Origin of the sequence: Nonomuraea sp. NPDC052634 (genome assembly GCF_040678535.1) — a bacterium.
GTDB lineage: Bacteria > Actinomycetota > Actinomycetes > Streptosporangiales > Streptosporangiaceae > Nonomuraea > Nonomuraea fastidiosa.
On record NZ_JBFATY010000005.1, the window covers coordinates 297761 to 322398 of the forward strand.

Sequence of the window (24638 nt, forward strand, 5' to 3'; positions counted from 1 at the left end):
GGAACCGGCCCAAGGGGAGCTCAAGGAGAGAAGATGTTCAAGAAGATCGCCACAGGGCTCCTGGCCGCGGCTGCGACGACCACGCTGGCCCTGTCACTTCCCACCGCCGCCCAGGCGTCCTCGTTCGGCCCTCGCGACAGCGTCGCGTCGTTCAGCACCTACTCGAGCAACAGGCTGGCCAAGGCCGAGGGCACCATCCGGGTCAACTGGGACGGCCGGCGCGACAACACGGCCGTCGTCCGGGGCCGCCTGTACGACCGCGACGCCCGCAGCTACCGCCGGGGCGGCAAGTGCGCGTGGGTGACCTTCCAGGCCCGCGAGTTCCGCGGCGGCTGGGACACGGTCTACACCGACAAGTACTGCGGCTACCCGAACTCCAAGCTCATCCGCTTCCGCGTCTTCGACGTCTCGGGCGTGCGGGTGAAGGTCTGCCAGGCGGGCCCCGAGCGCCGCGCGTGGCCGACGCGGTGCGGCAACTGGGACTACATCTTCAGCGCCAGGGGCTGACATCAACCGGCAAGCGAGCGGCCCTCCGCACTCGGCGGAGGGCCGCTTTTCCTTGCGTACGCGCTCAGCCGGCGTTCCTGTGGTAGATCAGCCGCAGCCCGATGAGGGTCAGCCACGGCTCGTGCACGTCGATCGAGCGCGACTCGCCCACCACGAGCGCCGCGTGGCCGCCGGTGGCCACCACGGTGACGTCGTCGGGGTCGTCGGCGAGCTCGGCGGCCATGCGCTCGACGATGCCGTCCACCTGGCCGGCGAAGCCGTAGATGATGCCGGCCTGCAGCGCCTCCACCGTGTTCTTGGCGATGACCGAGCGCGGCCTGACCAGCTCGACCTTGTGGAGCTGCGCCCCGGCCGCCGCCAGGGCGTCGACGGAGATCTCGATGCCGGGCGCGGTGACCGCGCCGACGTACTCGCCCTTGGCGGAGACCGCGTCGAACGAGGTGGCGGTGCCGAAGTCGACGATGATGCAGGGGCCGCCGTACTGGTCGATGGCGGCCAGCGCGTTCACGATGCGGTCGCTGCCGACCTCTTTGGGGTTGTCCATGCGTACGGGCACCCCGGTGCGGATGCCCGGCTCCACGATCACCGCGGTCACGTCGCCGTAGTAGCGGCGGCACATCTCGCGCATCTCGTTCAGCACGCTCGGCACGGTGGAACAGATGGCGATGCCGTCGACGTCGGCCCCTTTCAGCAGCGGCGACTGGGCCAGCAAACCTTGGAGTACGACCGCGATCTCGTCGGCGGTGCGCCGGGCGTCGGTGGCGAGCCGCCAATGCTCGATGACGTCCTCGCCCTCGAACAACCCCAACACCGTGTGCGTGTTGCCGACGTCGATCGTGAGCAGCATCAATTACCCCCGCAGATCAAGTGCGATGTCCAGGGCCGGCGCTGAGTGCGTTAGCGCGCCCACCGCAAGGTAGTCGACGCCAGTGTCCGCCACATCACGGGCCGATTCCAAGGTCAATCCCCCGCTCGCTTCAAGAGCAACCCTATTTTTCGCCCGATTTTTCACGACTTGTACGGCACGCGCCGTGTCCTCGACCGTGAAGTTGTCGAGCAGGATCAGCTCGGCCCCCTCGTCGAGCACCGGTTCGAGCTGGTCGAGCCGGTCGATCTCCACCTCGATCGGCAGGTCCGGATACCGCTCCCTGACCGCCCTGAACGCCTCGGCCACGCCTCCTGCCGCCACCACGTGGTTGTCCTTGATCAGCGCCGCGTCCGACAGCGACATCCGGTGGTTGACGCCGCCGCCGCAGCGCACCGCGTACTTCTCCAGCGCCCGCAGCCCCGGCAGCGTCTTGCGGCTGTCGCGCACCCGGGCGCCCGTGCCGCGGATCGCCTCGACCCAGCGGGCGGTCAGCGTGGCCACGCCGGACAGGTGGGTGAGCAGGTTGAGCGCGGTGCGCTCGGCCGTCAGCAGCCCGCGTACGGGACCCTCCAGCGTCATCAGCACGTCGCCCGCCTTGACCCGCTCGCCGTCCTTGGCCGCCCGCTCGGCCCGTACCGCGCCCAGCCGGACGAACACCGCCTCGGCCACCGCGAGCCCCGCGACCACGCCGTCCTTGCGCGCCACCACGTCGGCCACCGCCCGCCGGCCGGCCGGGATCGTGGCCAGGCTCGTCACGTCGCCGGCCTCCTGCAGGTCCTCGTCGAGCGCGCGGCCGATCAGCGCGTCCACCTCGGCCGGGTCCAGCCCGGCCGCCGTCAGCTCCTGCGCCAGGCGCGCCGGCATCGCGTCCCCATGCGGCGTGTACGTCATGCGAAGCCCCTCCTCGGTCAGGGTCACGTCCAGGTGGCCCAGCCACTCGTTGTCGTCGCGCACCTCGTGGTCCTCGCGCCAGTGCGAGCCGCGCGTCTCCAGCCTGGCCGCCGCCGCGCCGGTGAGCACGGTGGCCACCGTGAGCAGATTCGTGGCCTCCCACGACTCGGTGCACGGCGGCACCGCGACCGGCGTCCAGCGGGCGTCGCGCAGCGCCCGCGCGGTCTGCAGCAGCGAGTCGCGGCTGCGCAGCACGCCCGCGCCGTTGCTCATGTGGGCCTGGATCCGCGGCCTGACCCGCGGGTCCACCAGGCCCTCGTGGCCGGTGCCCGGCACCGGGTCGCCGGGCGACGGGCGCGAGGCGTGGATGTCCTCGGCGATGCGCTCGGCGAAGACCAGCCCTTCGAGCAGCGAGTTGGAGGCCAGCCGGTTCGCGCCGTGCACGCCCGTGCAGGCGACCTCGCCGCAGGCGTACAGGCCCTCGATGGAGGTACGGCCGCGCAGGTCCGTACGGACGCCGCCGCTCGCGTAGTGTGCGGCGGGCGCGACCGGGATGGGCTCGCTCGCCGGGTCGATGCCGTGCTCGCGGCAGACCGCGTAGATGGTGGGGAAGCGCGACTCCCAGGTCTCGCGGCCGAGGTGGCGGCCGTCGAGGTAGACGTGCTCGCGCCCGCTCTCGCGCATCTTGCGCATGATGGCCTTGGCCACGACGTCGCGCGGCGCGAGGTCGGCCAGCTCGTGCACGCCCGTCATGAACCGTTCGCCCTCGTGGTCGATGAGGAACGCGCCCTCGCCCCTGACCGCCTCGGAGATCAGCGGCTGCTGCCCGGTCGAGCCCTCGCCCAGCCACAGCACCGTGGGGTGGAACTGCACGAACTCGATGTCGCGCACCACGGCGCCGGCCCGCAGCGCGAGCGCCACGCCGTCGCCGGTGGAGACGACCGGGTTGGTGGTGACCGCGTAGACCTGGCCCATGCCGCCGGTGGCCAGCACCACCGCCCTGGCGTGCACCGCGCCCACGCCGTCGCGCGCGCCCTCGCCCATGACGTGCAGGGTCACTCCCCTGGCCCGGCCCTGGGCGTCCTTGAGCAGGTCGAGCACCAGGGCGTGCTCGATCACCTCGATCGAGGCCGCGCGCACCGCCTCGACGAGGGCCCGCTGCACCTCGGCGCCCGTGGCGTCGCCGCCCGCGTGCACGATCCTGCGCCGCCGGTGCCCGCCCTCCCTGGTGAGCTGGAGCTCGCCTTCGGGGGTGCGGTCGAAGCGGGCGCCGCGCTCCATCAGCCGCCGCAGCGCTCCCGGGCCCTCGGTGACGAGCGTGCGCACCGCCCGTACGTCGCACAGCCCCACACCGGCGACCAGCGTGTCGTTCAGGTGCTCATCGGGGGTGTCACGCGGATCGAGCACGGCCGCGATGCCGCCCTGCGCCCAGCGGGTCGAGCCGGACGACAGCTGGTCCTTGGTGACGACCAGAACCTTGGCCTCCGGCTCCAGCTCGGCGTAGTGCAGGGCCACGGTCAGGCCCGCGATGCCGGAGCCCACGACGACCACGTCCGCGTCCACGGTCCAGCCGGGGCTGGGCGCGGTCAGACGCAGGGGAATCGCCGGTGCACTCATGGGGGTCTCCTCACTGAGGCGATTTCGTCACTATGACGATAACGCCTGGCTCGGCGTGGCCATGCCCCGGGGTGCGCAGGCGGGCGCGGCACTTCTCAGGTGGGCAGGCGGGCGGCGCGGAAGGCAGGCGCGGCGCTCCCCAGACGGACAGACGGGCGGGCGGAAGGCAGGCGCGGCGCTCCCCAGACGGGCAGGCGGGCGGCGCGGAAGGCGGGCGCGGCGCGCTCCGGTGGCGGGCTGCGTGGCCCTCGCGCCGCGCCCGTGTTCAGCGGCCGTCGTTCCGGTCAGGCGGGAGTGGTGGTTCGCGGGTTGAGGGTGAGCGTGACGTTGTCGATGAGCCGGGTGGTGCCGACCCTGGCGGCCACCGCGAGCACGGCCAGGCCCTCGTAGTCGTCGCCGACCTCGACGAACGTGGCCGGATCGACCAGCGCGAGGTAATCGACGTCGAGCGCGGGCCCGGCCTCGTCGAGCACCTTGCGCGCCTCGGCGCGGATCTCGGCGGGGGTGAGCCGGGCGGCACCGGCCCGCAGCGCCCGCGACAGCGTCAGCGCCACCTGCCGGTCCTCGTCGGACAGGTAGCGGTTGCGGCTGGACATGGCCAGGCCGTCGGGCTCGCGTACGGTGGGGGCGCCGAGGATCTCGATCGGCAGGTCGAGGTCGGCGACCATGCGCCGGATGAGCGCGAGCTGCTGGGCGTCCTTCTGCCCGAAGACCGCGAGGTCGGGCTGCACGAGGTTGAACAGCTTGAGCACGACCGTGAGCACGCCGTCGAAGTGGCCGGGACGCGCGGCGCCCTCGACGATGCGGCCCATCTCGCCGGCGGAGACGCTGACCTGGCGGTCGGGGGCGTACATCTCCTCGGCGGAGGGGTGGAAGACGACGTCGACGCCCTCGGCCCGGCACACGTCCAGATCGGCATCAAATGTACGGGGATAACGCGAAAAATCCTCGTTAGGGCCGAACTGTAGAGGATTGACGAAAATGCTGACCACGACCTGATCGGCGCGCACCCGGGCCAGCCTGATCAGCGACCTGTGCCCCTCGTGGAGCGCGCCCATGGTGGGCACCAGCGCCACCGTGCCACTACGCCGTGCCTTGACCAGCTCTTCCCGGTTTCTGGCGACGATCAGCTCCATAAGTGCCCTCCGAACGCTACGGTCAGGTCCATATATTGCCCCCGAGCGCGTCGAGCAGCCGCTCCGCCTCCTCCGGCTTGAGCAGCCCCGCGGCCAGCGCCCTGTCCGCGGTGAGCCTGGCCAGCGCGATGTAGGCGTCCGCCGCCTCGGGCGCGGCCAGGATGAGCGCGTCGACATGTTTGCGTACGGTGCCGGCGTCGCCGCGGACGACCGGACCCGTCAGCCCCGCGATGCCGAGCCGCAGCACGTTGTCGAGCGCGGCACCGAGCAGCGGCCCCAGCATCCTGCCGGGGTGCTCGACCCCGATGCGGCGCAGCAGGTCGGACGACTCGGCGATGAGCGTGACCATGTGGTTGGCGGCCCCGGCCAGGGCCGCGTGGTAGAGCGGGCGGTCGCTGTCGGCGATCCAGACCGGCTCGCCGCCCATCTCGATCACCAGCGCCTCGGCGACGGGACGCAGTACGTCGGGCGCGGTGACACCGTAGGAGATGCCGGTGAGCTTGTTGAGGTCGTCGTCGCGGCCGGTGAACGTCATCACCGGGTGCAGCGCCAGCGGCAGCGCGCCCGCTTCGGCCGCCGGGTCGAGCACCGACAGCCCGTACGCGCCGCTGGTGTGGACGAGCATCTTGCCCCGCAGGTCGGCGCCCGTGCTGGCCAGCCCGCCGACCAGGTCGGGCAGCGCGTCGTCGGGCACCGTCAGCAGGACGAGCTGGGCGGCCGCCACCACCTCGTCGGGCCTGGACGGCGAGACGCCGAGCCGCTCGGCGGCCCACCGCTGGGAACGGTCGGAAACGCCGCTGGCGGCCACCACCCGATGGCCTGCCTGCGCGAGCGCCGCGCCGAGGGCGGAACCCACCTTGCCGGCGCCCAGCACGCCGACGGCCAGCCGTGCCGGGCGGTCCCCTGCGTCCATGACGTCTCACCCCTGACCAACGTGATGGCACTGCCGACCAGCGTAACCGTCTCGCGGAGCGGCGAGTGTGACCGGTGTTTTGCCGCGCGTTGAGTTAACGACAAAAGGGGCAAGGGCAGACAAAACGGTGCACCCCCTGTCGGAAGAGATGAGGAGAGGGGCCATCGCAATGGCAGCGGGCGCCGAGTCCTTCAGGACCCGACGCCCGCGACTGTGTATGACCCCTTGGGAGTGCGCCGGCGGGTCGACCGCCGACTGATCCGCCGGGATAAGGACCCGGGCCGGCCTACACCGGCCCGGGCTCATCCATGTCGCTCAGTGGTGGCTGGGCGCGTAGGCGTTGGCGCCGCCCTTGCAGCCCGCACTCGCGAAGCCGATGACGGCGATCGCGTTGCCGCAGACGTTGATGGGGGCGACGATCGGGACGTGGAGCTGGTTGCCGGAGATAACGCCGCCGGTGCCGTTGGTGATGTCGGCGTGCGCCGGGGCGGCCAGCGAGAGCATGGCGACGGCTCCGGTTGCGACCAAGATCTTCTTCAGCACGAGGGCTCCTCTCTTTCGCGGCGTCATACCGCGGGTGCTGGTTCGGCGAGTGAAAGGCCACACCACTTGGGGGTTGGCGCAGCGCAATCACTCAGTGACAACAGGTAAACGCTACCGCAACTTCGCAACGTCTCGTAGTCATTCGATGACAGTGCGTCTCCAATGTAAGTCATGAGATAGTCCAGACATGTGGCTCACCTGGCGCGCCGCGACCGAGCGCGCGCTGTACGGCGAGGAGGGCTTCTACCTCCGCGAACGCCCCTCAGGCCATTTCCGCACCTCGGTCAGCGCGTCCGCGGCCTTCGCCGAGGCGGTGCTCACGCTGCTCGCGGAAGTGGACGCCGAGCTGGGCAAGCCCGACGTGCTCGACCTGGTCGACATCGGGGCGGGTGAGGGCGTGCTGGTGACCCGCGTGCTCGAACGCGCCGAGCCTGGGCTGCGCGACCGGCTGCGGGTCACGGCCGTGGACCTGTCGCCGCGGCCCGACGACCTGCCCGAGGAGATCGTCTGGTCCAGGAGCCTGCCGGACGCCGTCACCGGGCTGGCCATCGCCAACGAGTGGCTCGACAACGTACCGCTCGACGTGGTCGAGCAGACCTCGCGAGGGCCGCGGGTGGTGATGGTGAACGTCTCCACGGGCGAGGAGCGCCTGGGCGACCCGCCGCATCCCGCCGACCGCGAGTGGCTCGACCGGTGGTGGCCGCTGACCCGGGTGGGCACGCGGGCCGAGATCGGCAGGCCGCGCGACGAGGCGTGGGCCTCCGTCCTCGTACGCCTCACCAGGGGCAGGGCGATCGCCATCGATTATGCACATCCTGTGGATAACCGTCCACCTTGTGGAACGCTGACCGGATACCGGGACGGGTCGGTCGTGACCCCCGTACCCGACGGGAGCTGCGACATCACCGCACACGTAGCACTCGACGCGTGCGCCGAGGCCGGGCGGCGGGCCGGCGCGATATCCACAACCTTGTCCACACAGCGCGAGGCGCTGCGCGAGCTGGGGCTGACCGGCGCGCGCCCGCCCCTTGAGCTGGCCCGCACCGACCCGCGCGGCTACCTCCGCGCCCTGGCACGCGCCTCCGAAGAGGGCGAGCTGCTGGAGGCGACCGGCCTCGGCGGCTTCGGCTGGCTCAGCCAGACCAAGTGAACCCGCCCTTTTCGAGGCGCAAATGACCGCTTCGCCCGCCACGCGTCGCTCGCTCGCTGCCCGCTGCCCACCGGTGCCGCACGCGCCGCACGCCGCGCACGCCTGGCGAGGCGCCCCCGTGTGAGCCGCGCCTGAGCCCGGTGGCCATCCAGGCGACGGTCGGGTGACCGACCGACACTGGGGTGGCCGACGGCTGGGCCGGCAGGCGCACGGGACAGGAGGCGGCCCGGCCGGCAGGCGCATGGGCCGGCAGAGGTGCGGGCCGGCAGGGGTGCGGGCCGGAAGTGGTGCGGGGTGGCGGAGGGGCGGGCGGCTGAAGCGGGGTGCTCAGGCGGGGGTGGCGGTGAGTTGGAGTGCGCGCAGGCCGCGGATGACGTACCCGGGCTTCCACTCGGGCTCTTCGCGCAGCTCCAGCTCGGCCGTGCGGTCGAGCAGCGCGCCGAACGACTCGGCCAGCTCGATCCTGGCCAGCGGCGCGCCCAGGCAGAAGTGGATGCCGGCCCCGAACGAGATGTGCGGGTTGTCGGCGCGCCCCACGTCGAGCCGGTCAGGGTCGTCGAACACCTCGGGGTCGCGGTTGGCCGAGCCGAACAGCAGGGCCACCTCGGAGCCGCGCGGGATGCGTACGCCGTGCACCTCGATGTCCTCGAGCACCCACCGCTCGAACATCTGCAACGGCGTGTCCCACCGCAGCAGCTCCTCGACGGCGGTGGGCAGCAGCGAGCGATCGGCCCGCAGCCTGGCCAGCTCGCCGGGGTTGCGGAACAGCGACCACCAGCCGTTGCCCGTGACGTTCACGGTGGCCTCGTGACCGGCGTTGAGCAGCAGCACGCAGGTGCCGACCAGCTCGTCCTCGGTCAGCTCGTCGATCTGGGTGAGCGCGCTGATGAGGTCGTCGCCGGGAGCGGCGCGGCGCTCGGCGGCCAGGGCCTTGAGGTAGTCGGCGAACTCCGACGCCGCGCGTACGGCGGTGTGCTGGGCCTCCAGGGTGGGGTTGAGCTCGTACATGCCGCAGATGTCGGCCGACCAGGGGCGCAGCAGGTGGCGGTCGCTCTCGGGGATGCCGAGCATCTCCGCGATGACGGTGACCGGCAGCGGCTCGGCGACCTCGGCGATGAGGTCGCCGCCGCCCTTCTCCACGTACGCGTCCACCAGCTCACGCGCGATGGATCTGACGCGGGGCCGCAGCGACTCGACCATGCGCGGCGTGAACGCCTTGGAGACCAACCGGCGCAGCCTCGTGTGCACCGGCGGTTCCACGTCGAGCATGCCCGCCCTGATCACGCGCCAGAACGGCTCCTGGAACTCCGGCTCCGGCGGCCTGCCGAACTCCTCGTGGGTCGCCACGTGCAGGTACGAGCGGCCCAGCCGGCGGTCTCTGAGCAGCGCGTTCACGTCGGCGTGCCGCGCGATGAGCCACTGATTGGTCGGCTCGAAGTACGTCACGGGCGACTCGCGCCGCAACTCGTCGTAGACCCCGTAGGGGTGCGCTACGAAATCCGGATTCCAAGGATCAAAGCCCACTATTTCATCTTAGGAGTGACCTGCTCCTTCTTCGCGTGCCTGCTCCGTACCCGGATGTTGAGCAGCTCCACCACGACAGAGAACGCCATCGCGAAGTAAATGTAACCCTTCGGGATGTGCTGGTCGAGACCCTCGGCGACGAGCATCACGCCGATGAGCACCAGGAACGCCAGCGCCAGCATCTTGATCGTGGGGTGGCTGTCGACGAACCGGCTGATCGGCCCGGACGCGAAGAGCATCACGGCCACCGCCACGATGACGGCCGCGATCATCACGCCCAGCTCGTCGACCATGCCGACCGCAGTGATCACCGAGTCGAGCGAGAAGACGATGTCCAGCACCATGATCTGCAGGATCACGGAGGCGAACGAGGTGGCCGCGACCTTCTTGCCGCCCTCCTCCTCGTGCGGTGCCTCCATGTTGTGGTGGATCTCGGTGACGCTCTTGCCGAGCAGGAACAGGCCACCGAGCAGCAGGATCAGGTCGCGTCCGGAGATCTCATGGCCGAAGACGGCGAACAGCGGATCGGTGAGCCGCACCACCCACGACAGGCCGAGCAGCAGGAGCAACCGGCTCACCAGGGCCGCGCCGAGGCCGAGCACCCGGGCGCGGTCGCGCCGCTCGGGCGGCAGCTTCCCGGCGAGGATGGAGATGAAGATGATGTTGTCGATCCCCAGCACGATCTCCAGGGCGACCAGGGTTAAGAAGCCGATCCAGATCTGCGGGTCGGCCACCCAGTCGAGCATCGGGTACCTCCATGACTCGGGTGCTGTCGGATATCCGGTAGCAACGAGTCGGAGGTCACATAAGTTCGCCCTTGCGATTTCTGCCGGGCCGTCGGTTATAGTTCAGCCCGTAGGTCATGAGCGCCAGCGTCAAGCCCCGGCTAGCTGGCCGGCAACCCTCGCGTCCGCGGCGGGGTGCCCCGGGTGAAGACCTGGTCCGTCACGAGGTGTGGCGGGCAAGCGCGGGCTCCGTGGCTGCTTCCAGGGGCCCGATGGTCCCGAAGGAGGTTTGCCGTGTCCACTCTGACGATCTTCAACTCCGGCCGCGCCGCCACCGCTGAGGAGAGCTCCGCCACCGCCACGCAGCAGCGCCGGCCGATCCCCGCCGTCCTGGGCGCCGACCTCGAGGTGCCGGTCAAGGGCGGCCGCCTGGTCGGATACGCCAACCTCGACTACGCCGCCAGCGCCCCCTGTCTCGAGCCGGTCAGCGCCGCCGTCACCGCCGCGCTTCCGGCTTACTCCAGCGTCCACCGCGGCGCGGGCTACGCATCGCAGCTCACCACCGCCCGCTACGAGCAGGCCCGCCACACCGTACGCGCCTTCGTCGGCGCCCGCCCCGACGACGCGGTGATCTTCACCCGCAACACCACCGACGCCACGAACCTGCTGGCCGGCTGCCTGCCCGAGGGCTGCACCACGGTCGTCTTCGACACCGAGCACCACGCCTCGCTCCTGCCCTGGCCGAACGCCGTCCGGCTGGCGCCGCCCGCCTTCCCCGGCGAGGCGGTCCGCGCCGCCGACGAGACGCTGGCCGCCATCGACGGGCCCAAGCTGCTCGTCGTCACCGCCGCATCCAACGTCACCGGCGAGCTGTGGCCCATCGCGGCCCTGGCCCACATCGCGCACCGGCACGGCGCGCGGATCTTCGTGGACGCGGCGCAGTACGTACCGCACAGGAAGCTCAACCTCACCGCGCTCGACCTCGACTACATCGCCTTCTCAGGCCACAAGCTGTACGCGCCGTTCGGCGCGGGCGCGCTGGTCGGGCGGCGGGACTGGCTGGCCGCTGGCGAGCCGTACCTGAAGGGCGGCGGCGCGGTGCGCTCGGTCGGCGAGAGCGTCGAGTGGCACGACGACCCCGAGCCGCGCCACGAGGCCGGCACCCCCAACGTGCTGGGCGCCATCGCGCTGGCCGCGGCCTGCGACGCGCTGACCGCGACCGGCTGGACGGAGCTGGTCGGCGAGGAGGAGCGGCTGCTCGCCCGGCTGCGCGCCGGGCTGGCCTCGATCGACGGGGTGCGCGAGCTGTCGCTGTGGGGCCCCGACCACCCCCGGGTCGGCATCGTGTCGTTCACCGTGGACGGCTACTCGGCGCGGGAGGTGGCCGAGGTGCTGTCCGGCGAGTACGGCATCGGGGTGCGCGACGGGAAGTTCTGCGCGCACCCGTTCGTCCGCCACCTGCTGGGCGCCTCCGACGGGGGCTGCGAGGACGGCACCGCCTCCGCCGTACGGGCCTCGATCGGCATCGGCACCACGCAGGAGCACGTGGACCGGCTCGTGTCGGCCCTGCGCGACCTGGTCTCCCGCTGACCGTGCGCCCGGGTTCTCGGGCGCTCATTCCGGACGTGAGCCCGCAGACGCGCAGACCGGAAGCGCGGCTCGGCGGCCACCGGGTCAGCGGGTCGCCGGGTCGGTAGTTCGCCGGGTCAGGCGGTTCGGCAGGTCAGCGGGTCGCCGGGTCGCCGGGTCGGCAGGTCGGCAGGTCGGCGGTTCGGCGAGTCAGCGGTTCGGCGGCTTGCGGTGCTGGGGCGGCTCGTCGGCGACCAGGGAGTCGATCTCCCGCATGTCGTCGTCGCTGAGCCGGCTCGCCCGGTCCTGCCGGGACCCACCAGGCTCGTGGTGGGGCGCCGTCTGCTGCCGAGGCACCTCCGGCTGCTCGGTGGTGGCGGACCTGGCGGGCGTGGTCGGCCCGCCCGCGCCATAGCCCGCAGAGGTGGCGCCGCTCCGGCCCGTCTGCTGGGACGCCAAGTCCTCGTCCGCGCGTTCGTGCCGCTTGCGCCACATGCGGCCGAAGATGCCGTCGATGCCGATGCGCCCGCCGCCCAGCGCGACGAACAGCAGGCAGAGCGCGGCGAGCGCCCCCGCGAGCTCCCAGCCGCCTTCGTCCACGAAGAGGCCCTTGCCCGAGTGCGCGAAGACGACCGCGCCGATCATGTTGATCAGCAGCAGCAGCGCCACCGGCCGGACCAACGCCCCGAGGATGAGCAGCACCCCACCGATGAGCTCGACGACCATGGCGTAGCCCGCGGCAAGCTCGGGCATCGGGATGCCCATCTCGCCGAATCCCGCCGCGATCGCGGCGTGCCCGCCCTGCCACTTCTGCCATCCGTGCGCGACGAAGATCACGCCGGTCACGATGCGCGCGATCAGGGCCGCGATATCGAAGAGAACTCTCTTCATGGTCCTTCTCCCCCCGTTCCAGCTATTCCTCCCCGTGTCCGCCTACGGGATGCCATCGCATACCATCTCTTGACCAACCCCCCTGCTGGATCACCGGTGACGACGGTGGGAGCATGGCCGTATGACGGAACGTGTGGTCGGAATCGGCGCGGGAGCTAAAGAGCTGGCCACCGAGGACATGATCCTCAACATCGGTCCGCAGCACCCGTCCACCCACGGCGTGCTGCGGCTGCGGCTGACGCTCGACGGCGAGCGCATCACCGCCGCCGAGCCGATCGTCGGCTACATGCACCGCGGCGCGGAGAAGCTGTTCGAGGTGCGCGACTACCGTCAGATCATCATGCTCGCCAACCGGCACGACTGGCTGTCGGGCTTCGCGAACGAGCTGGGCGTGGTCATCGCCGCCGAACGCATGCTCGGCATGGAGCCGCCCGTGCGCGCCGTCTGGGCCCGTACGCTGCTGGCCGAGCTCAACCGCGTGCTCAACCACCTGATGTTCCTCGGCTCCTACCCGCTGGAGCTGGGCGCGATGACGCCGCTGTTCTACGCGTTCAACGAGCGTGAGCGCATCCAGGCGGTCATGGAGGAGATCTCCGGCGGGCGCATGCACTACATGTTCAACCGGGTCGGCGGCCTGAAGGAGGACCTGCCGCTGGGCTGGCTGGATCGGGTGTCGGCGGCCGTCGCCGAGACCCGCCGCCGGGTGCCGGACATCGAGAACCTCATCCTGCACAACGAGATCTTCATCGCCCGTACCAAGGGGGTGGGGGTGCTGACGCGCGAGCAGATCATGCAGTACGGCGTCAGCGGCCCCATCGCCCGCGCCTCCGGAGTGGACTTCGACCTGCGGCGCGACGATCCGTACCTGGCCTATGGCGAGCTGCCGGTGAAGGTCGTCACGCGCGGCGCGGGCGACTGCCACGCGCGCTTCGAGGTGCTGTTCGACCAGCTCAAGGTCTCGCTCGACCTGGCGGACGCGTGCGTCGAGCGGCTGCGCGAGCTGCCGCCGGGGCCGATCAACCAGCGGCTGCCGAAGGTGCTGAAGGTGCCGGAGGGCCACACGTACGCGTGGACGGAGAACCCGCTCGGCATCAACGGCTACTACCTGGTCTCGAGGGGCGACAAGACGCCGTGGCGGCTCAAGCTGCGCTCGGCGTCGTACAACAACATCCAGGTGCTGAGGGAGATGCTGCCGGGACACGTGGTCGCCGACATGGTCGCCATCCTCGGCTCGATGTTCTTCGTCGTGGGTGACATCGACAAGTGACAGGGCGGCAGTGACAGGGCGGCAACGCGACAAGTACATCGACTGGCTCCGCGCGATCAGCCTGGTCGTGGTGGTGGTGTGGCACTGGGCGTTCACCATCCTCGAATGGAAGCCGTCCGGCCCCGAACCCACCAGCCCGCTCGGCTTCACCTCGGGCCTGTGGATCCTCACCTGGCTGCTGCAGGTGCTGCCGCTGTTCTTCTACGTCGGCGGCCACGTGCACCTGCTGTCCTGGCACCGGGCCAAGGAGCGCGGCGTCGGCATCGGCGCGTTCGTGCTGCGCCGCATCCGCGCGCTCGCCTTACCCGCGCTGTTTCTGTCCGGGGTGTGGGTCGTCATCGGGGCGATGGTGACGTACACCTTCGAAGTGGACTGGATGTGGCGGGTGGTGCTGCTGGTGCTCAGCCCGCTGTGGTTCCTCGCCGTCTATCTCGTGCTCATCGCGCTGCTGCCGGTCGCGCTGTGGCTGCACCGCCGCTACGACGTGCTCGCGCTGATCTGGCTCGGCGGCACCGCCCTCGTGGTGGACGTGCTGCGCTTCCGCTACGACCTCGACTGGGTCGGCTGGCTCAACATGATCGTCGTGTGGGGGCTGGCGCACCAGGCGGGCTTCTTCTACGACCGGGTCGTGGAGCTGCCCAGGCGTTACGACGCCGCGCTGCTGTGGACCGGCTTCTTCGCGCTGTTCGGGCTGGTGTACTCCGGCATCTACCCGGGCTCGATGGTGGGCGTGCCGGGCGACAAGTGGTCGAACATGGCGCCGCCCACGTTCGTCATCGTCGCGCTGCTGCTGTTCCAGATCGGGCTGGTCGAGGTGCTGCGCCCCGCCATGGAGCGGGTGCTGGAGCGTCCGCGCTGGCGGCGGCTCAACGAGTTCATCAACCGCTACTCGCTGCCGCTGTTCCTCTTCCACACCACCGGCATGGCCATCTCGCTCGGCCTGTCGTGGTGGCTGTTCGGTACCCTCGGCGACCGGATACCGCCCGACCTCGTGTGGTGGCTCGAACGCCCGCTCGCCGTCATCGGCCCGCTGATCTGCACCGCCCCCGTCATCTACCTCTTCGGCCGCCGCCGCGCGCCCGTCCGTCAAACGCAGGACAAGGCCGTCGGCGGGTCCATAAGCTCAAGGCATGGCTGAGATCGCCTTCCGGGCCAACGCCGAAGACGAGCGGATCATCCGTACCGCGTTGCGGGAAGGTGAGCGGCCCAGCGACGTGCTGCGCCGCGCGCTGCGCCTGCTGCAGCGCGAGATGTGGCACGACCGCCTCGCCGCCGCGCAGCGGGCCATCGAGGAGGGCCAGCCCGGCGAGCGCTAGTCGCGCGGCTGCTCGTCCTCGGGCTTCTTCGGCACCTTGCAGCAGTGCTCCAGGTAAAGCGCGGCGCAGACGAGCAGTACGCACGACACGAGCGAGCCCGTCGCGATGAAGAACTCACCGCGCGGCGTCTCGCGGTCGAGGAGCTGCACGGTGTGCAGCGCGAAGCCGGCGAAGATGCCGCCGAAGACCGCGCCCGCGTACGCCGACGCCTTGGCCAGCGCCGCAAGGCGGGCCACCGCGAGCGGCTCGACCGGCTTGGTGCCGGGCTTGCGCGCGATCCTGGCCTTGGTGGCCCAGCCGCTGTAGCCCTCGCCGAGCGCCAGCAGCAGCAGCGTGGGAATCGCGGTCCACGGCAGCACCGGCCACCCGCCGTAGTCGCCCATCATGATCGCCGCCCAGGTCGCCAGGGCGACGATGATCAAAATGCCGACGAGGGGACCAGGAGACGTTGGCTTCAATCGGGCCTCTGCAGCTTGAGATCCTCACGCAGGCGCACGCCCCGCCGATCGAGCCCTTCGAGCAGCCCGGCCACCGTGCCCTTGCCGGGCAGCTCCCCCTCGGGGTCGGCGGCCGCCCACGGCACCAGCACGAACGCCCGCTCGTGCGCCCGGGGATGCGGCAGCGTCAGCTCGGGGTCGTCGGAGACGACGTCGCCCACCACGATCAGGTCGATGTCGAGGGTACGCGGGCCCCAGCGCTCAAGGCGCTCGCGGCCGAACGCGTTCTCCACGCTCAGCGCCCGCTCAAGGAGCGTGCGCGGCTCCAGCGTGGTCTCCGCGATGACGATCGCGTTGAGGTACGGCCGCTGCCCGCCTGGGCCGCCCACGGGGTCGGTCTCGTAGACCGGGGACGCCTTGACGAACTCCAGCCCAGGGGCGTCGAACAGGGTGTCCAGCGCCCCCTGGAGGGTCGTGAACCTGCGCCCCAGGTTGCTGCCGAGTGAGAGCACCACCTTCATGCGCGGCTCCGCTCGATGGTCACGATCACGTCGTCGAACGGCAGCGGGATCGGCGCCGCCGGTTTGTGCACGCTCACCTCGACCTTGTGCACCAGCTCGTTGGCCAGGCACACGTCCGCCAGGCGCTGCGCGAGCGTCTCGATCAGCGCGACCGGCTCGCCCTCCACCACCGCGGCCAGCTCCTGCGCGAGCTCCCCGTAGTGAACGGTCTTGGTGAGGTCGTCGCCCGCCGCCGCCGGCGCGGTGTCGAGGTACAGGGTGGCGTCCACGACGAACTCCTGCCCCAAATCACGCTCCGCAGCGAGCACGCCGTGCCTCCCCCTGGCGCGCAGGCCCTTGAGGGTGATGCGGTCAGCGCTCAAGCTCGCCTTCCTCCTCATCGTCGTCGTCGGCCTGCAGCACCGGCGACCCGTGGTGCATCCACAACCGCCAGCCCTGCGGGGTGCGGATGTAGACGTTGCTCGCCACCACCTTGCCCGCGGCGAAGCTCGCCTCGCCCTCCTCTCCCGCGGTCAGGATGTTCTCCACGCAGGTCAGGACGGCCACATCGCCCAGCACGGTGGTGTTGACGTCGGTCAGCACGAACTGGATGTAGGTGGTGTTGGCCATGATCAGGGCCCACGACCGCAGCACCTCGGACCGGCCCGTCAGCAGGGTCCAGCCCGGGTGGACGCAGCTCACCTGGTCGTCGGCGGTGTCCTCGGCCCAGATCTCGGTCATCTTGTCCAGGTCGCCGCTTTCGATGGCGGCGTAGAACTCCTGGTTGACCGTCTCGACGGCGGCGGTGTCGACGCTGCTCATGTGCCTGCTCCGGCTCTCTTCCATGCGGCGGCCACGCGCACGGCATCGGCGTTGGGACCTACCTCGTGCACGCGTACGCACCAGGCTCCGGCCTGGGCGGCCAGCGCGGTCACTGCCAGCGTGGCGTCGTCGCAGCGGCTGAACGGCCTGGGCGTGCCGTCGGGATCGGCCAGCAGGCGCCCCAGGAACCGCTTGCGTGAAGCCCCGATGAGCAGCGGGAAACCCAGCTCGGCCAGGTGCGGGATGCCGGCCAGCAGCGCCCAGTTGTGCTCGGCGTTCTTGGCGAACCCGAGACCCGGGTCGAGCACGATCTGCTCCTCCGTCACGCCCTCGGCCAGCACCAGATCGACCCGCTTGCTCAGCTCTTCGCGCACCTCCGTCACCACGTCGGTGTAGATGGCGCGGCTGTCCATGTCATGGCTGTGGCCACGCCAGTGCATGACCACGTAGGCGACGCCGGTCGCGGCCACCACGCGCGGCATCTCCGGGTCGGCGAGGCCGCCGCTCACGTCGTTGACCAGCCGCGCCCCCGCCTCCACGGCCGCCTTCGCGACCTCGGCGCGCATGGTGTCGACGCTGACCACCACCCCGCCGGCGGCCAGCTCCCGGATCACCGGGACCACCCGGGCCAGCTCCTCCTCCTGCGACACCCTGGCCGCGCCCGGACGGGTGGACTCGCCGCCCACGTCGACGATGTCGGCGCCCTCGCGCACCAGGTCGAAGCCGTGCTGGATGGCGGCGTCAGGGTCGAACCACTTGCCGCCGTCGGAGAAGGAGTCGGGCGTCACGTTGACCACACCCATGACGAGGCACCGCTCCGCACCTCCCGGCACGCTGATGGGCACGCTAGTCATGGGCCAAGCCTAGGCGCTTCTTCGCACCTGCTGACATCGTGGGTACCTCGTTCGCCGCGCGCGAGCAGATCAGCGCCCAAGGATGAGCGCCATGGCCTCGGACCGGGTCTTGTCACTGGTACGGAAGTCGCCGCGCACGGCCGATGTGACGGTCTTGGCGCCCGGCTTGCGCACGCCGCGCATCGTCATGCACAGGTGCTCGCACTCCACGACCACGATGACCCCGCGCGGCTCCAGCACCCGCATGAGCGCGTCGGCGATCTGCGAGGTCATCCGCTCCTGCACCTGCGGCCTGCGGGCGAACACGTCGACCAGCCTGGCCAGCTTCGACAGCCCCGTGACCTGGCCCTTCTCGTTGGGGATGTAGCCGACGTGGGCCAGGCCGTGGAACGGGACGAGGTGGTGCTCGCAGGTCGAGTAGACCTCGATGTCGCGTACGAGCACCATCTCGTCGTGATCGACGTCGAACACCTTGTTGAGCACGTCCTCCGGCGTCTGGCCGAGCCCGGAATACTGCTCGGCCATCGCGCGGGCGACCCTGGCGGGCGTCTCGATCAGGCCGTCGCGGTCGGGGTCCTCGCCGATGGCGTAGAGGATCTCCCGAACGGCCTTCTCGATCCGCCCGAGGTCAACGGCGTGCTGCGTCACGACGTACTGTCCCCCGAGGGCAGCGCGTCCTTCTGACCGCCCGTGGTGAGCGAGCCGTTGGCCGACTGCTCCTTCGGGGTCAGGATGGGCGGCCGGTCGGAGGGCAGCCGCTTGCCGTAGCCGGCGTAGGACGGGCGGTGCTCCTTGACCACCACGGGGGCGAAGATCTCCAGCACCTGCTCACGGGAGAGGGTCTCCTTCTCCATGAGCTCCAGCACCAGGTTGTCGAGCACGTCGCGGTATTCGACCAGGATGTCCCACGCCTGGTCGTGCGCCGTCTCGATCATCCGGCGGACCTCCTCGTCGATCGTGGAGGCGATCTTCTCGGAGTAGTCGCGCTCGTGGCCCATCTCGCGGCCCAGGAACACCTCCGCCTGGCCGGTGCCGAACTTACGGGCGCCGAGCTGCTCGCTCATGCCGTACTCGGTCACCATGCGGCGGGCGACGGCCGTGGCCTTCTCGATGTCGTTGGAGGCGCCGGTGGTGGGCTCGTGGAAGACGAGCTCCTCCGCCGCGCGGCCGCCCAGCAGCATCGCGAGCTGGTCCATCATCTCCGACCTGGTGGCCAGGAACTTGTCCTCCATCGGCAGCGTCATCGTGTAACCGAGCGCCCGGCCGCGGGACAGGATCGTAATCTTGTGCACCGGGTCGGAGTTGGGCAGCGCGTGCGCCACCAGCGCGTGACCGCCCTCGTGGTAGGCGATCATCTTCTTTTCCTTGTCGGACATGACCCGGCTCTTACGCTCGGGCCCTGCCATGACGCGGTCGATCGACTCCTCGAGGACGTCCATCGTGATCAGCTTCTGGTCGGCCCGCGCGGTGAGCAGGGCCGCCTCGTTGATCACGTTGGCCAGGTCGGCGCCGGTGAACCCGGGCGTGCGGCGCGCGATGACGTCGAGGTCGACGTCGGGCGCGAACGGCTTGCCGCGGCCGTGGACCTTGAGGATGCCCTTGCGGCCCTCCAGGTCGGGGCGGTCGACCGTGACCTGCCGGTCGAAACGGCCGGGACGCAGCAGCGCGGGGTCGAGGATGTCGGGCCTGTTGGTCGCGGCGATGAGGATCACGCCGCCCTTGACGTCGAAGCCGTCCATCTCGACGAGGAGCTGGTTGAGCGTCTGCTCGCGCTCGTCGTGACCGCCGCCCAGGCCGGCGCCGCGGTGGCGGCCGACGGCGTCGATCTCGTCGATGAAGATGATCGCGGGGGCGTTGGCCTTCGCCTGCTCGAACAGGTCGCGCACGCGGGAGGCGCCGACACCGACGAACATCTCGACGAAGTCGGAACCCGAGATCGAGTAGAACGGCACCCCGGCCTCACCGGCGACCGCGCGGGCCAGCAGGGTCTTACCGGTGCCGGGCGGGCCGTAGAGCAGCACGCCCTTGGGGATCTTGGCGCCGATCGCCTGGAACTTCGCCGGGGCCTGCAGGAACTCCTTGATCTCCTGCAGCTCCTCGATGGCCTCATCCGCACCCGCGACATCGGCGAACGTGGTCTTGGGGGTGTCTTTCGTGATGAGCTTCGCCTTCGACTTGCCGAAGTTCATCACCCGCGAGCCGCCGCCCTGCATCTGGTTCATGATGAACAGGAAGATCAGCACGATGATGACGATCGGCAGGAAGCTGACCAGCAGGCTCAGCAGGACGTTCTCCTGCGGCACCTCGGTCGTGAAGCTCTTGGTCTTGCCGGCGTCGACCTGGGCCTGCAGCTCGTCGGTCAGCTTGCTGCCGTAGCCGGTGACCCAGTCGGACTGGATGAGGTTGGTCGGAGTGCCGCCCGGCTCAACCGCGACCGGGTTGATGAGCTTCACCTCGATCCGGTTGTCCTTGTCGACGATCTTGGCGTTGCTGACGTTTCCGGCGCGAATCTGCTGAAGAACCAAGGACGTGTCGGCCGACTTGTAATTTCCACCGCCACTCCAGAGCTGGGTGACGAGGAGGAGCAGCACGACGATGCCCAGGATCCACAGCAGTGGCCCACGTGTAAATCGCTTGAGATCCATCCGATGCGGAACCCCTTGCGGGCCCGTCCCTTCCTGACCATGGCCTGGAACCCCGGGCACGCCCGGGGCCGCGGCATCCGACACCGCGACTTCTGACTACCCGAAGGGGACACGGGGTCACCCTCCCGGAGTCTGAAGGTACACCGGCGAAGCGCACGGAGGGACCCCGCCCGCTACACCGGCCTTGCCCTATCAACGTACGTCAGGTTGCGCCATGTTCCCGGCCATTGCCGGAACGGAGGGCCCTATCCGTTATCGATATACGTGCGGAGCGAGGGTGCCGATGAACGGCAGGTTGCGGTATCGCTCCGCGTAGTCGAGCCCATAACCGATGACGAACTCGCTGGGAATGTCGAAGCCGACGTATTTGACGTCGATCGGCACCTTGACCGCGTCGGGTTTCCGCAGCGCGGCGCAGATCTCCAGCGACGCCGGATTGCGCGACTTCAGGTTTTCCAGCAGCCAGTGCAGGGTCAGGCCCGAGTCGATGATGTCCTCGACGATCAGCACATGGCGGTTCATGATGTCAGTGTCAAGGTCTTTCAGCACGCGTACGACGCCGGACGACTTGGTGCCCGCCCCGTACGACGACACCGCCATCCAGTCCATCTGCACCGGCACGTGCAACGCTCTGGCCAGGTCGGCCATGACCATGACCGCGCCCTTGAGCACGCCAACGAGCAGCACTTCCTTGCCCGCGTAATCCTCATCTATGCGGGCCGCGAGTTCTTTGATCTTCGCCTGGAGCTCGTCCTCGGGAATGAGTACCTTTTCCAGGTCATTGCCCATGTCGGCAGCGTCCACCTGTGGTTCCTTACGGGATGGGACTGATGGCGAATATCAGGGTGCCATACCGCCGCACGGCCGACAGACCCCCGGGCAGGTCCACCGCTTTCTGCCCGCGCCAGTGCGTGATGAGCCGGTCCACGGCCAGCACGTGGGTGGCCGAAAGCGCGCCGGACGGCGCTCCCGCCGCGATCGCCGCCCTGCGCACCACCCGCCGCCTGACGGCGTCGGGCAGCTTCTCCAGCTCCGCCACCTCCAGCCGTACCGACCCGCCGATATCGCTAACAGCGCAATTTCCGTACGCCGTGTCCGCCCACGCGTCGAGCGCGTCCGCGTCCTCCCGGGCCAGCGCGGCCGTCCGCGCGAGCGCCTCCGCCACCCCAGGGCCCAGCTCCTCCTCCAGGACCGGCAGCACCCTCCTGCGGACCCGCACCCTCGTGAACCTGGGATCCTCGTTGTGCGGGTCGTCCCAGGGGGTCAGGCCGAGCGCCTCGCAGGCAGCTCTCGTCGTTTTCCGCGGGATGCCCAGGAACGGGCGGCGGTAGCGTCCCGTCACGGCCGCCATCCCCGACAGGCTGCGCGTACCGCTGCCCCTGGCCAGGCCCAGCAGCACCGTCTCCGCCTGGTCGTCGCGGGTGTGGCCGAGCAGCACCGCCTCCGCCGCCAGCCGGTCGGCCGCCTCCGCCAGCGCCGCGTACCTCGCCTCTCTGGCCGCCGCCTCCGGGCCGCCGCTCGTACCGACCGTGACGGCGATCGCCTCCGCCGGTTCCAGCCCCAGCTTCGCGCCGAGCGCCACCACCTCCGCGGCCCGCTCTCCCGAGCCTTCCTGGAGCTGATGATCAACGGTCACCAGCCCGGCTCTCAGCTTCATGCGCGGCGCCACGAACCCCGTCGCCGCCGCCAGCGCCAGCGAGTCGGCCCCGCCGCTACAGGCCACGAGAACCAGCGCGCCGTGCGGCACATCGGCCAACGCCTCCCGCACGGCCCTGCGAACGTCGGCAACAGCCGGATGCGGACCCACGCCCCCATTCTCCCGCCCCGCGCGCGGCGCTCGGATGGGTCAGCCCTGACGGAGCAGAGCGAGCCCAAAGCGTGCGTGCCCGACGGCGACTCCGCTGCCGAAGCCGTCGCCGCTCCAGCCCGAAGGCGTCACCGCGGAAGCCCGCGTACCGCCTCCCCTGTGCGGGTCACCGCCCGCAAGCCGCAGGCGTTGTCCTCCACTGAGGCGGGCGAGCCCCGGGTCAGGCGGGAAGGGCCGGGGTGTCGGTGCCTATCACGCGGTTGATCCAGGCCGTGGGGTCGGCGATCTCCGGGGTGGTCGGAAGGGTTTCGGGGGACGTCCAGACCTTGTTGAAGCCGTCCATCCCCACCCGGTCCACCACAGTACGGACGAAGGCGGAGCCCTCCGCGTACTGCTTCATTTTGACCTCGATCCCCAGCAGCCGCCGGACGGTGCGGTCGAGGCGGGAGCCGCCCTCGCGGCGCTGCGCGAACTTCGAGCGGATCTCGGCCACCGACGGCACCACGGACGGCCCGACCGCGTCCATGACGTAGTCGCCGTGCCCCTCCACGAGGGTCATCACGGCCGTGAGCCGGTCGAGGATCTCCTTCTGCCCCGGCGACTGGATGGCGTCGATGAGGTTGCCCTCGCCGCCGCGTACGACGTCGGCCACGGTGTCGGCGGCGTTGCGGAGGCGTTCGAGCAGCGTGGGCAGGTCGAGGTCGGAGGCGAGCAGGAACTCCGTCATCTGCGAGCGCACGTATTCGCGCAACCAGGGCACGCCGGTGAACTGCACGCGGTGGGTCTCTTCGTGCAGGCACACCCACAGGCGGAAGTCGTGGGGGTTGACGCCCATCTCGCGCTCGGCGTGGACGATGTTGGGCGCGACGAGCGTGAGCCGCCCCGCCGGCTCCTGCCCGGTGGGGTCGGGCGGCAGGAACAGCTCGTACTGCCCGAGCACGCGGGAGGCGAGGAAGGCGAGGACCGCCCCGACCTCGACGCCCGTGATGCGGGAGCCGACGGCGCTGACGATGGCCGGCGGCTGGTTCTCGGAGTTGCCCATGCGCTGGGTCAGCGGCTCGAGCACCACACGGAAGCCTTCGACGTTGGCCCTGATCCAGCCGGGCCGGTCGACGATGGTCGCCGGTCGTGGCGCGGTCTCCGTGTGGATCTTGGTGAACTGCCGGACGTGGCCTTCGGCCTCGCGCGACAGGGTGCGGAGCTCGGTGACGGCCTGCCTGGCCTCCTCCCGGCTCACTTGAGGGCCGGGGCGCACGAGGCGCGTGCCGGTCGTGACGGCCAGATCCCAGTCGATCACCTGCATAACGTCCACGGTACGTGTTTCTCGTCCGCCCCGCGAAGGACCGGCTCAGGAACGTGCGAAGGACCGGCTCAGGAACGTGCGACGATGGCCGCCAGCCGGTCGAGCACGGGCTCGGCGTTGACCGGCACCTGGTCGGCCATGAAGGCGTAGGTGACCAGCCGCCCGTCCTTGGTGGTGGCGAGCCCGGCCAGGGTGTTGACGTGGTTGAGCGTGCCGGTCTTGGCGCGTACGAGCCCGACCTGGTCCTTGCTGCGGCTGTCGACGAAGCGCCGGCCGTTGCCGAGCGTACCGGAGAAGCCGGCGATGGGCATGCCGGTGGTGACGGCGCGCAGCTCGGGGTGCTGGGGCGAGCCGGCCAGGGCGATGGCCTTGGCGAGGGCGTTGGGGCTGATGCGGTTGCGGATGGACAGGCCGCTGCCGTCGGAGAGCGAGACGTTCTGGGCGATCCCGAGGCGCTGGAGCACGGCGAGCACGGCCTTGGCGCCGCCGGCGAACGACGCCTCCTGGCCCTCCTTGATGGCGACGTGCCGCATGAGGGCCTCTGCGAGGTCGTTGTCGCTGCGGGTGAGCGTGTGCTCGACGAGCGCGTAGAGGGGCGCGGAGTCGACGCGGCCCAGCTCGGCGGCGCCCGCGGGGGCTTTCGCCGGGCGTACGGACTTGGCGACCGAGATGCCGTGCCTGGCGAGGAGCCCGCGGAAGGCGTCGGCGGCGTACTGGGGCGGGTTCTGTACCCGGGGGGCGCGCATGCCCGGGTTCTGGCGGCCCTCGTCGATCATGAGGGCGTGTACGGGGGCGACCTCGCCGTCGGGGATGTAGTTGGGCTTCCAGCCGGGCGCCTTGGGGGTGCCGGTGAACAGGGTGCTGTCGTAGAAGAGCGTGACCTTGCGCACACCCTGCGCCTTGAGCGTGGCGGCGGTACGGGCGGCGAGGGTGTTCAGGCTGGCCTGCTTGGGGTAGCCGGATTGCTTGGCGCGGGGACCGGCGAGCAGGGGGTCGCCGCCGCCGACCAGGACGATGGCGCCGGGCTTCGACCCCTGGACGACGCGGGTGGACAGCCGGGCGTCGGGCCCGAGTGAGGCCAGGGCCGCCGTAGTGGTGATGACCTTGGTGGTGGACGCGGGGGTGATGGGAGTGTCGGCGCCGGAGGCGAAAAGCTGCTCGCCCGTGGCGGTGTCGATGACGGCCGCACCCACGCGTTCGCCGAGCGCATCGTCACCCAGCGCGCTGGCCAACTGCTTCGTCAAAGTACCCTTAGTCGGGAGAGGTCCGTCTCCTGACTTCGCCGAAAGCTGGGCCAGCACAGGCCCTGCGGTGACCACGGGGACGGGTGGAGAGCCTTCCGCCGGCGACGCC

General features: G+C 70.5%; 25 protein-coding genes and 1 riboswitch. Of the genes, 6 read left to right on the forward strand and 19 right to left on the reverse strand.

Annotated elements, in window-relative coordinates; genetic code table 11:
* Positions 1-33: 33 nt before the first annotated feature.
* Complete coding sequence (locus AB0K67_RS23795; RefSeq protein WP_364063994.1) at positions 34-507, forward strand: hypothetical protein; 474 nt, start codon at positions 34-36, stop codon at positions 505-507.
* Between the two features lie 64 nt (positions 508-571).
* Here the strand turns inward: AB0K67_RS23795 and AB0K67_RS23800 are convergent, their stop codons facing one another.
* The 5 genes from AB0K67_RS23800 to AB0K67_RS23820 form a co-directional block, all read right to left on the reverse strand.
* Positions 572-1354 (reverse strand): type III pantothenate kinase, encoded by a 783-nt coding sequence (locus tag AB0K67_RS23800; RefSeq protein WP_364063997.1) that lies wholly within the window; start codon positions 1352-1354, stop codon positions 572-574.
* A gap of 3 nt (positions 1355-1357) precedes the next feature.
* A complete protein-coding gene (locus tag AB0K67_RS23805) occupies positions 1358-3883 on the reverse strand; it encodes an L-aspartate oxidase (protein WP_364063999.1) in 2526 nt (841 codons plus the stop codon).
* 284 nt (positions 3884-4167) lie between these two features.
* On the reverse strand, positions 4168-5019 hold the full coding sequence (panC, locus tag AB0K67_RS23810; protein WP_364064001.1) for a pantoate--beta-alanine ligase: 852 nt from the start codon (positions 5017-5019) through the stop codon (positions 4168-4170).
* Positions 5020-5041: 22 nt separating this feature from the next.
* The gene (locus AB0K67_RS23815; protein ID WP_364064004.1) at positions 5042-5932 is read right to left on the reverse strand and encodes a DUF2520 domain-containing protein; all 891 of its coding nucleotides are present in this window, start codon (positions 5930-5932) and stop codon (positions 5042-5044) included.
* A 315-nt stretch (positions 5933-6247) separates the two neighbouring features.
* On the reverse strand, positions 6248-6475 hold the full coding sequence (locus AB0K67_RS23820; protein WP_364064006.1) for a chaplin family protein: 228 nt from the start codon (positions 6473-6475) through the stop codon (positions 6248-6250).
* A 187-nt stretch (positions 6476-6662) separates the two neighbouring features.
* Between AB0K67_RS23820 and AB0K67_RS23825 the strand changes: the two genes are divergently transcribed.
* Positions 6663-7625, forward strand: coding sequence for an SAM-dependent methyltransferase (locus AB0K67_RS23825; protein WP_364064009.1), 963 nt, complete (start codon positions 6663-6665; stop codon positions 7623-7625).
* Between the two features lie 327 nt (positions 7626-7952).
* Here the strand turns inward: AB0K67_RS23825 and AB0K67_RS23830 are convergent, their stop codons facing one another.
* Both AB0K67_RS23830 and AB0K67_RS23835 read right to left on the reverse strand, forming a co-directional pair.
* Positions 7953-9149, reverse strand: a complete 1197-nt coding sequence (locus AB0K67_RS23830) for a cytochrome P450 (RefSeq protein ID WP_364064012.1) — start codon at positions 9147-9149, stop codon at positions 7953-7955.
* Positions 9149-9895 carry a TerC family protein gene (locus AB0K67_RS23835; RefSeq protein WP_364064014.1) on the reverse strand — a complete coding sequence of 249 codons (747 nt, stop codon included), beginning with the start codon at positions 9893-9895 and terminating at the stop codon, positions 9149-9151. Before AB0K67_RS23835 ends, AB0K67_RS23830 begins: the two co-directional genes overlap by 1 nt.
* Positions 9896-10007: 112 nt before the next feature.
* Positions 10008-10123: riboswitch (SAM riboswitch) on the forward strand.
* Positions 10124-10252: 129 nt separating this feature from the next.
* Here AB0K67_RS23835 and AB0K67_RS23840 point away from each other — a divergent pair.
* Positions 10253-11464: an aminotransferase class V-fold PLP-dependent enzyme gene (locus AB0K67_RS23840; protein WP_364064747.1), complete on the forward strand. Its 1212-nt coding sequence runs from the start codon at positions 10253-10255 to the stop codon at positions 11462-11464.
* 189 nt (positions 11465-11653) lie between these two features.
* Here AB0K67_RS23840 and AB0K67_RS23845 read toward each other — a convergent pair whose 3' ends face one another.
* The gene (locus AB0K67_RS23845) at positions 11654-12334 is read right to left on the reverse strand and encodes a DoxX family protein (protein WP_364064017.1); all 681 of its coding nucleotides are present in this window, start codon (positions 12332-12334) and stop codon (positions 11654-11656) included.
* Positions 12335-12455: 121 nt separating this feature from the next.
* Here AB0K67_RS23845 and AB0K67_RS23850 point away from each other — a divergent pair, with 121 nt between their 5' ends.
* Genes AB0K67_RS23850 through AB0K67_RS23860 form a run of 3 tightly spaced genes read left to right on the forward strand, consistent with a single transcriptional unit; the run spans position 12456 to position 14917 of the window.
* Entirely contained in the window at positions 12456-13601 is a 1146-nt protein-coding gene (locus AB0K67_RS23850) for an NADH-quinone oxidoreductase subunit D (RefSeq protein WP_364064020.1), read from the forward strand.
* A gap of 10 nt (positions 13602-13611) precedes the next feature.
* Positions 13612-14739 (forward strand): acyltransferase, encoded by a 1128-nt coding sequence (locus AB0K67_RS23855; RefSeq protein ID WP_364064022.1) that lies wholly within the window; start codon positions 13612-13614, stop codon positions 14737-14739.
* A complete protein-coding gene (locus AB0K67_RS23860; RefSeq protein WP_364064025.1) occupies positions 14732-14917 on the forward strand; it encodes a hypothetical protein in 186 nt (61 codons plus the stop codon). The genes AB0K67_RS23855 and AB0K67_RS23860 overlap by 8 nt, the downstream gene beginning before the upstream one ends.
* On the opposite strand, the gene AB0K67_RS23865 is transcribed toward AB0K67_RS23860, so the two are convergent.
* From AB0K67_RS23865 to dacB, 11 genes are all read right to left on the reverse strand, one after another.
* The gene (locus tag AB0K67_RS23865; protein ID WP_364064028.1) at positions 14914-15339 is read right to left on the reverse strand and encodes a DUF3180 domain-containing protein; all 426 of its coding nucleotides are present in this window, start codon (positions 15337-15339) and stop codon (positions 14914-14916) included. The genes AB0K67_RS23860 and AB0K67_RS23865 overlap by 4 nt on opposite strands.
* Positions 15340-15371: 32 nt before the next feature.
* On the reverse strand, positions 15372-15875 hold the full coding sequence (gene folK, locus AB0K67_RS23870; RefSeq protein WP_364064031.1) for a 2-amino-4-hydroxy-6-hydroxymethyldihydropteridine diphosphokinase: 504 nt from the start codon (positions 15873-15875) through the stop codon (positions 15372-15374).
* A complete protein-coding gene (folB, locus tag AB0K67_RS23875) occupies positions 15872-16237 on the reverse strand; it encodes a dihydroneopterin aldolase (protein ID WP_364064034.1) in 366 nt (121 codons plus the stop codon). Before folB ends, folK begins: the two co-directional genes overlap by 4 nt.
* The gene (locus tag AB0K67_RS23880; protein ID WP_364064036.1) at positions 16227-16676 is read right to left on the reverse strand and encodes a nuclear transport factor 2 family protein; all 450 of its coding nucleotides are present in this window, start codon (positions 16674-16676) and stop codon (positions 16227-16229) included. Before AB0K67_RS23880 ends, folB begins: the two co-directional genes overlap by 11 nt.
* Positions 16673-17530 carry a dihydropteroate synthase gene (gene folP, locus AB0K67_RS23885; protein WP_364064039.1) on the reverse strand — a complete coding sequence of 286 codons (858 nt, stop codon included), beginning with the start codon at positions 17528-17530 and terminating at the stop codon, positions 16673-16675. The genes AB0K67_RS23880 and folP overlap by 4 nt, the downstream gene beginning before the upstream one ends.
* A 69-nt stretch (positions 17531-17599) precedes the next feature.
* Entirely contained in the window at positions 17600-18178 is a 579-nt protein-coding gene (gene folE, locus AB0K67_RS23890) for a GTP cyclohydrolase I FolE (RefSeq protein ID WP_364064041.1), read from the reverse strand.
* Positions 18175-20175 (reverse strand): ATP-dependent zinc metalloprotease FtsH, encoded by a 2001-nt coding sequence (gene ftsH / locus AB0K67_RS23895; RefSeq protein ID WP_364064043.1) that lies wholly within the window; start codon positions 20173-20175, stop codon positions 18175-18177. The genes folE and ftsH overlap by 4 nt, the downstream gene beginning before the upstream one ends.
* A 252-nt stretch (positions 20176-20427) precedes the next feature.
* Positions 20428-20979, reverse strand: a complete 552-nt coding sequence (hpt, locus tag AB0K67_RS23900) for a hypoxanthine phosphoribosyltransferase (protein ID WP_364064046.1) — start codon at positions 20977-20979, stop codon at positions 20428-20430.
* Positions 20980-20989: 10 nt separating this feature from the next.
* The gene (gene tilS, locus AB0K67_RS23905) at positions 20990-21982 is read right to left on the reverse strand and encodes a tRNA lysidine(34) synthetase TilS (RefSeq protein ID WP_364064048.1); all 993 of its coding nucleotides are present in this window, start codon (positions 21980-21982) and stop codon (positions 20990-20992) included.
* A gap of 220 nt (positions 21983-22202) precedes the next feature.
* Entirely contained in the window at positions 22203-23285 is a 1083-nt protein-coding gene (locus tag AB0K67_RS23910) for a zinc-dependent metalloprotease (protein WP_364064050.1), read from the reverse strand.
* A gap of 68 nt (positions 23286-23353) precedes the next feature.
* Positions 23354-24529, reverse strand: a complete 1176-nt coding sequence (gene dacB / locus AB0K67_RS23915; RefSeq protein ID WP_364064053.1) for a D-alanyl-D-alanine carboxypeptidase/D-alanyl-D-alanine-endopeptidase — start codon at positions 24527-24529, stop codon at positions 23354-23356.
* Between the last annotated feature and the right edge of the window lie 109 nt (positions 24530-24638).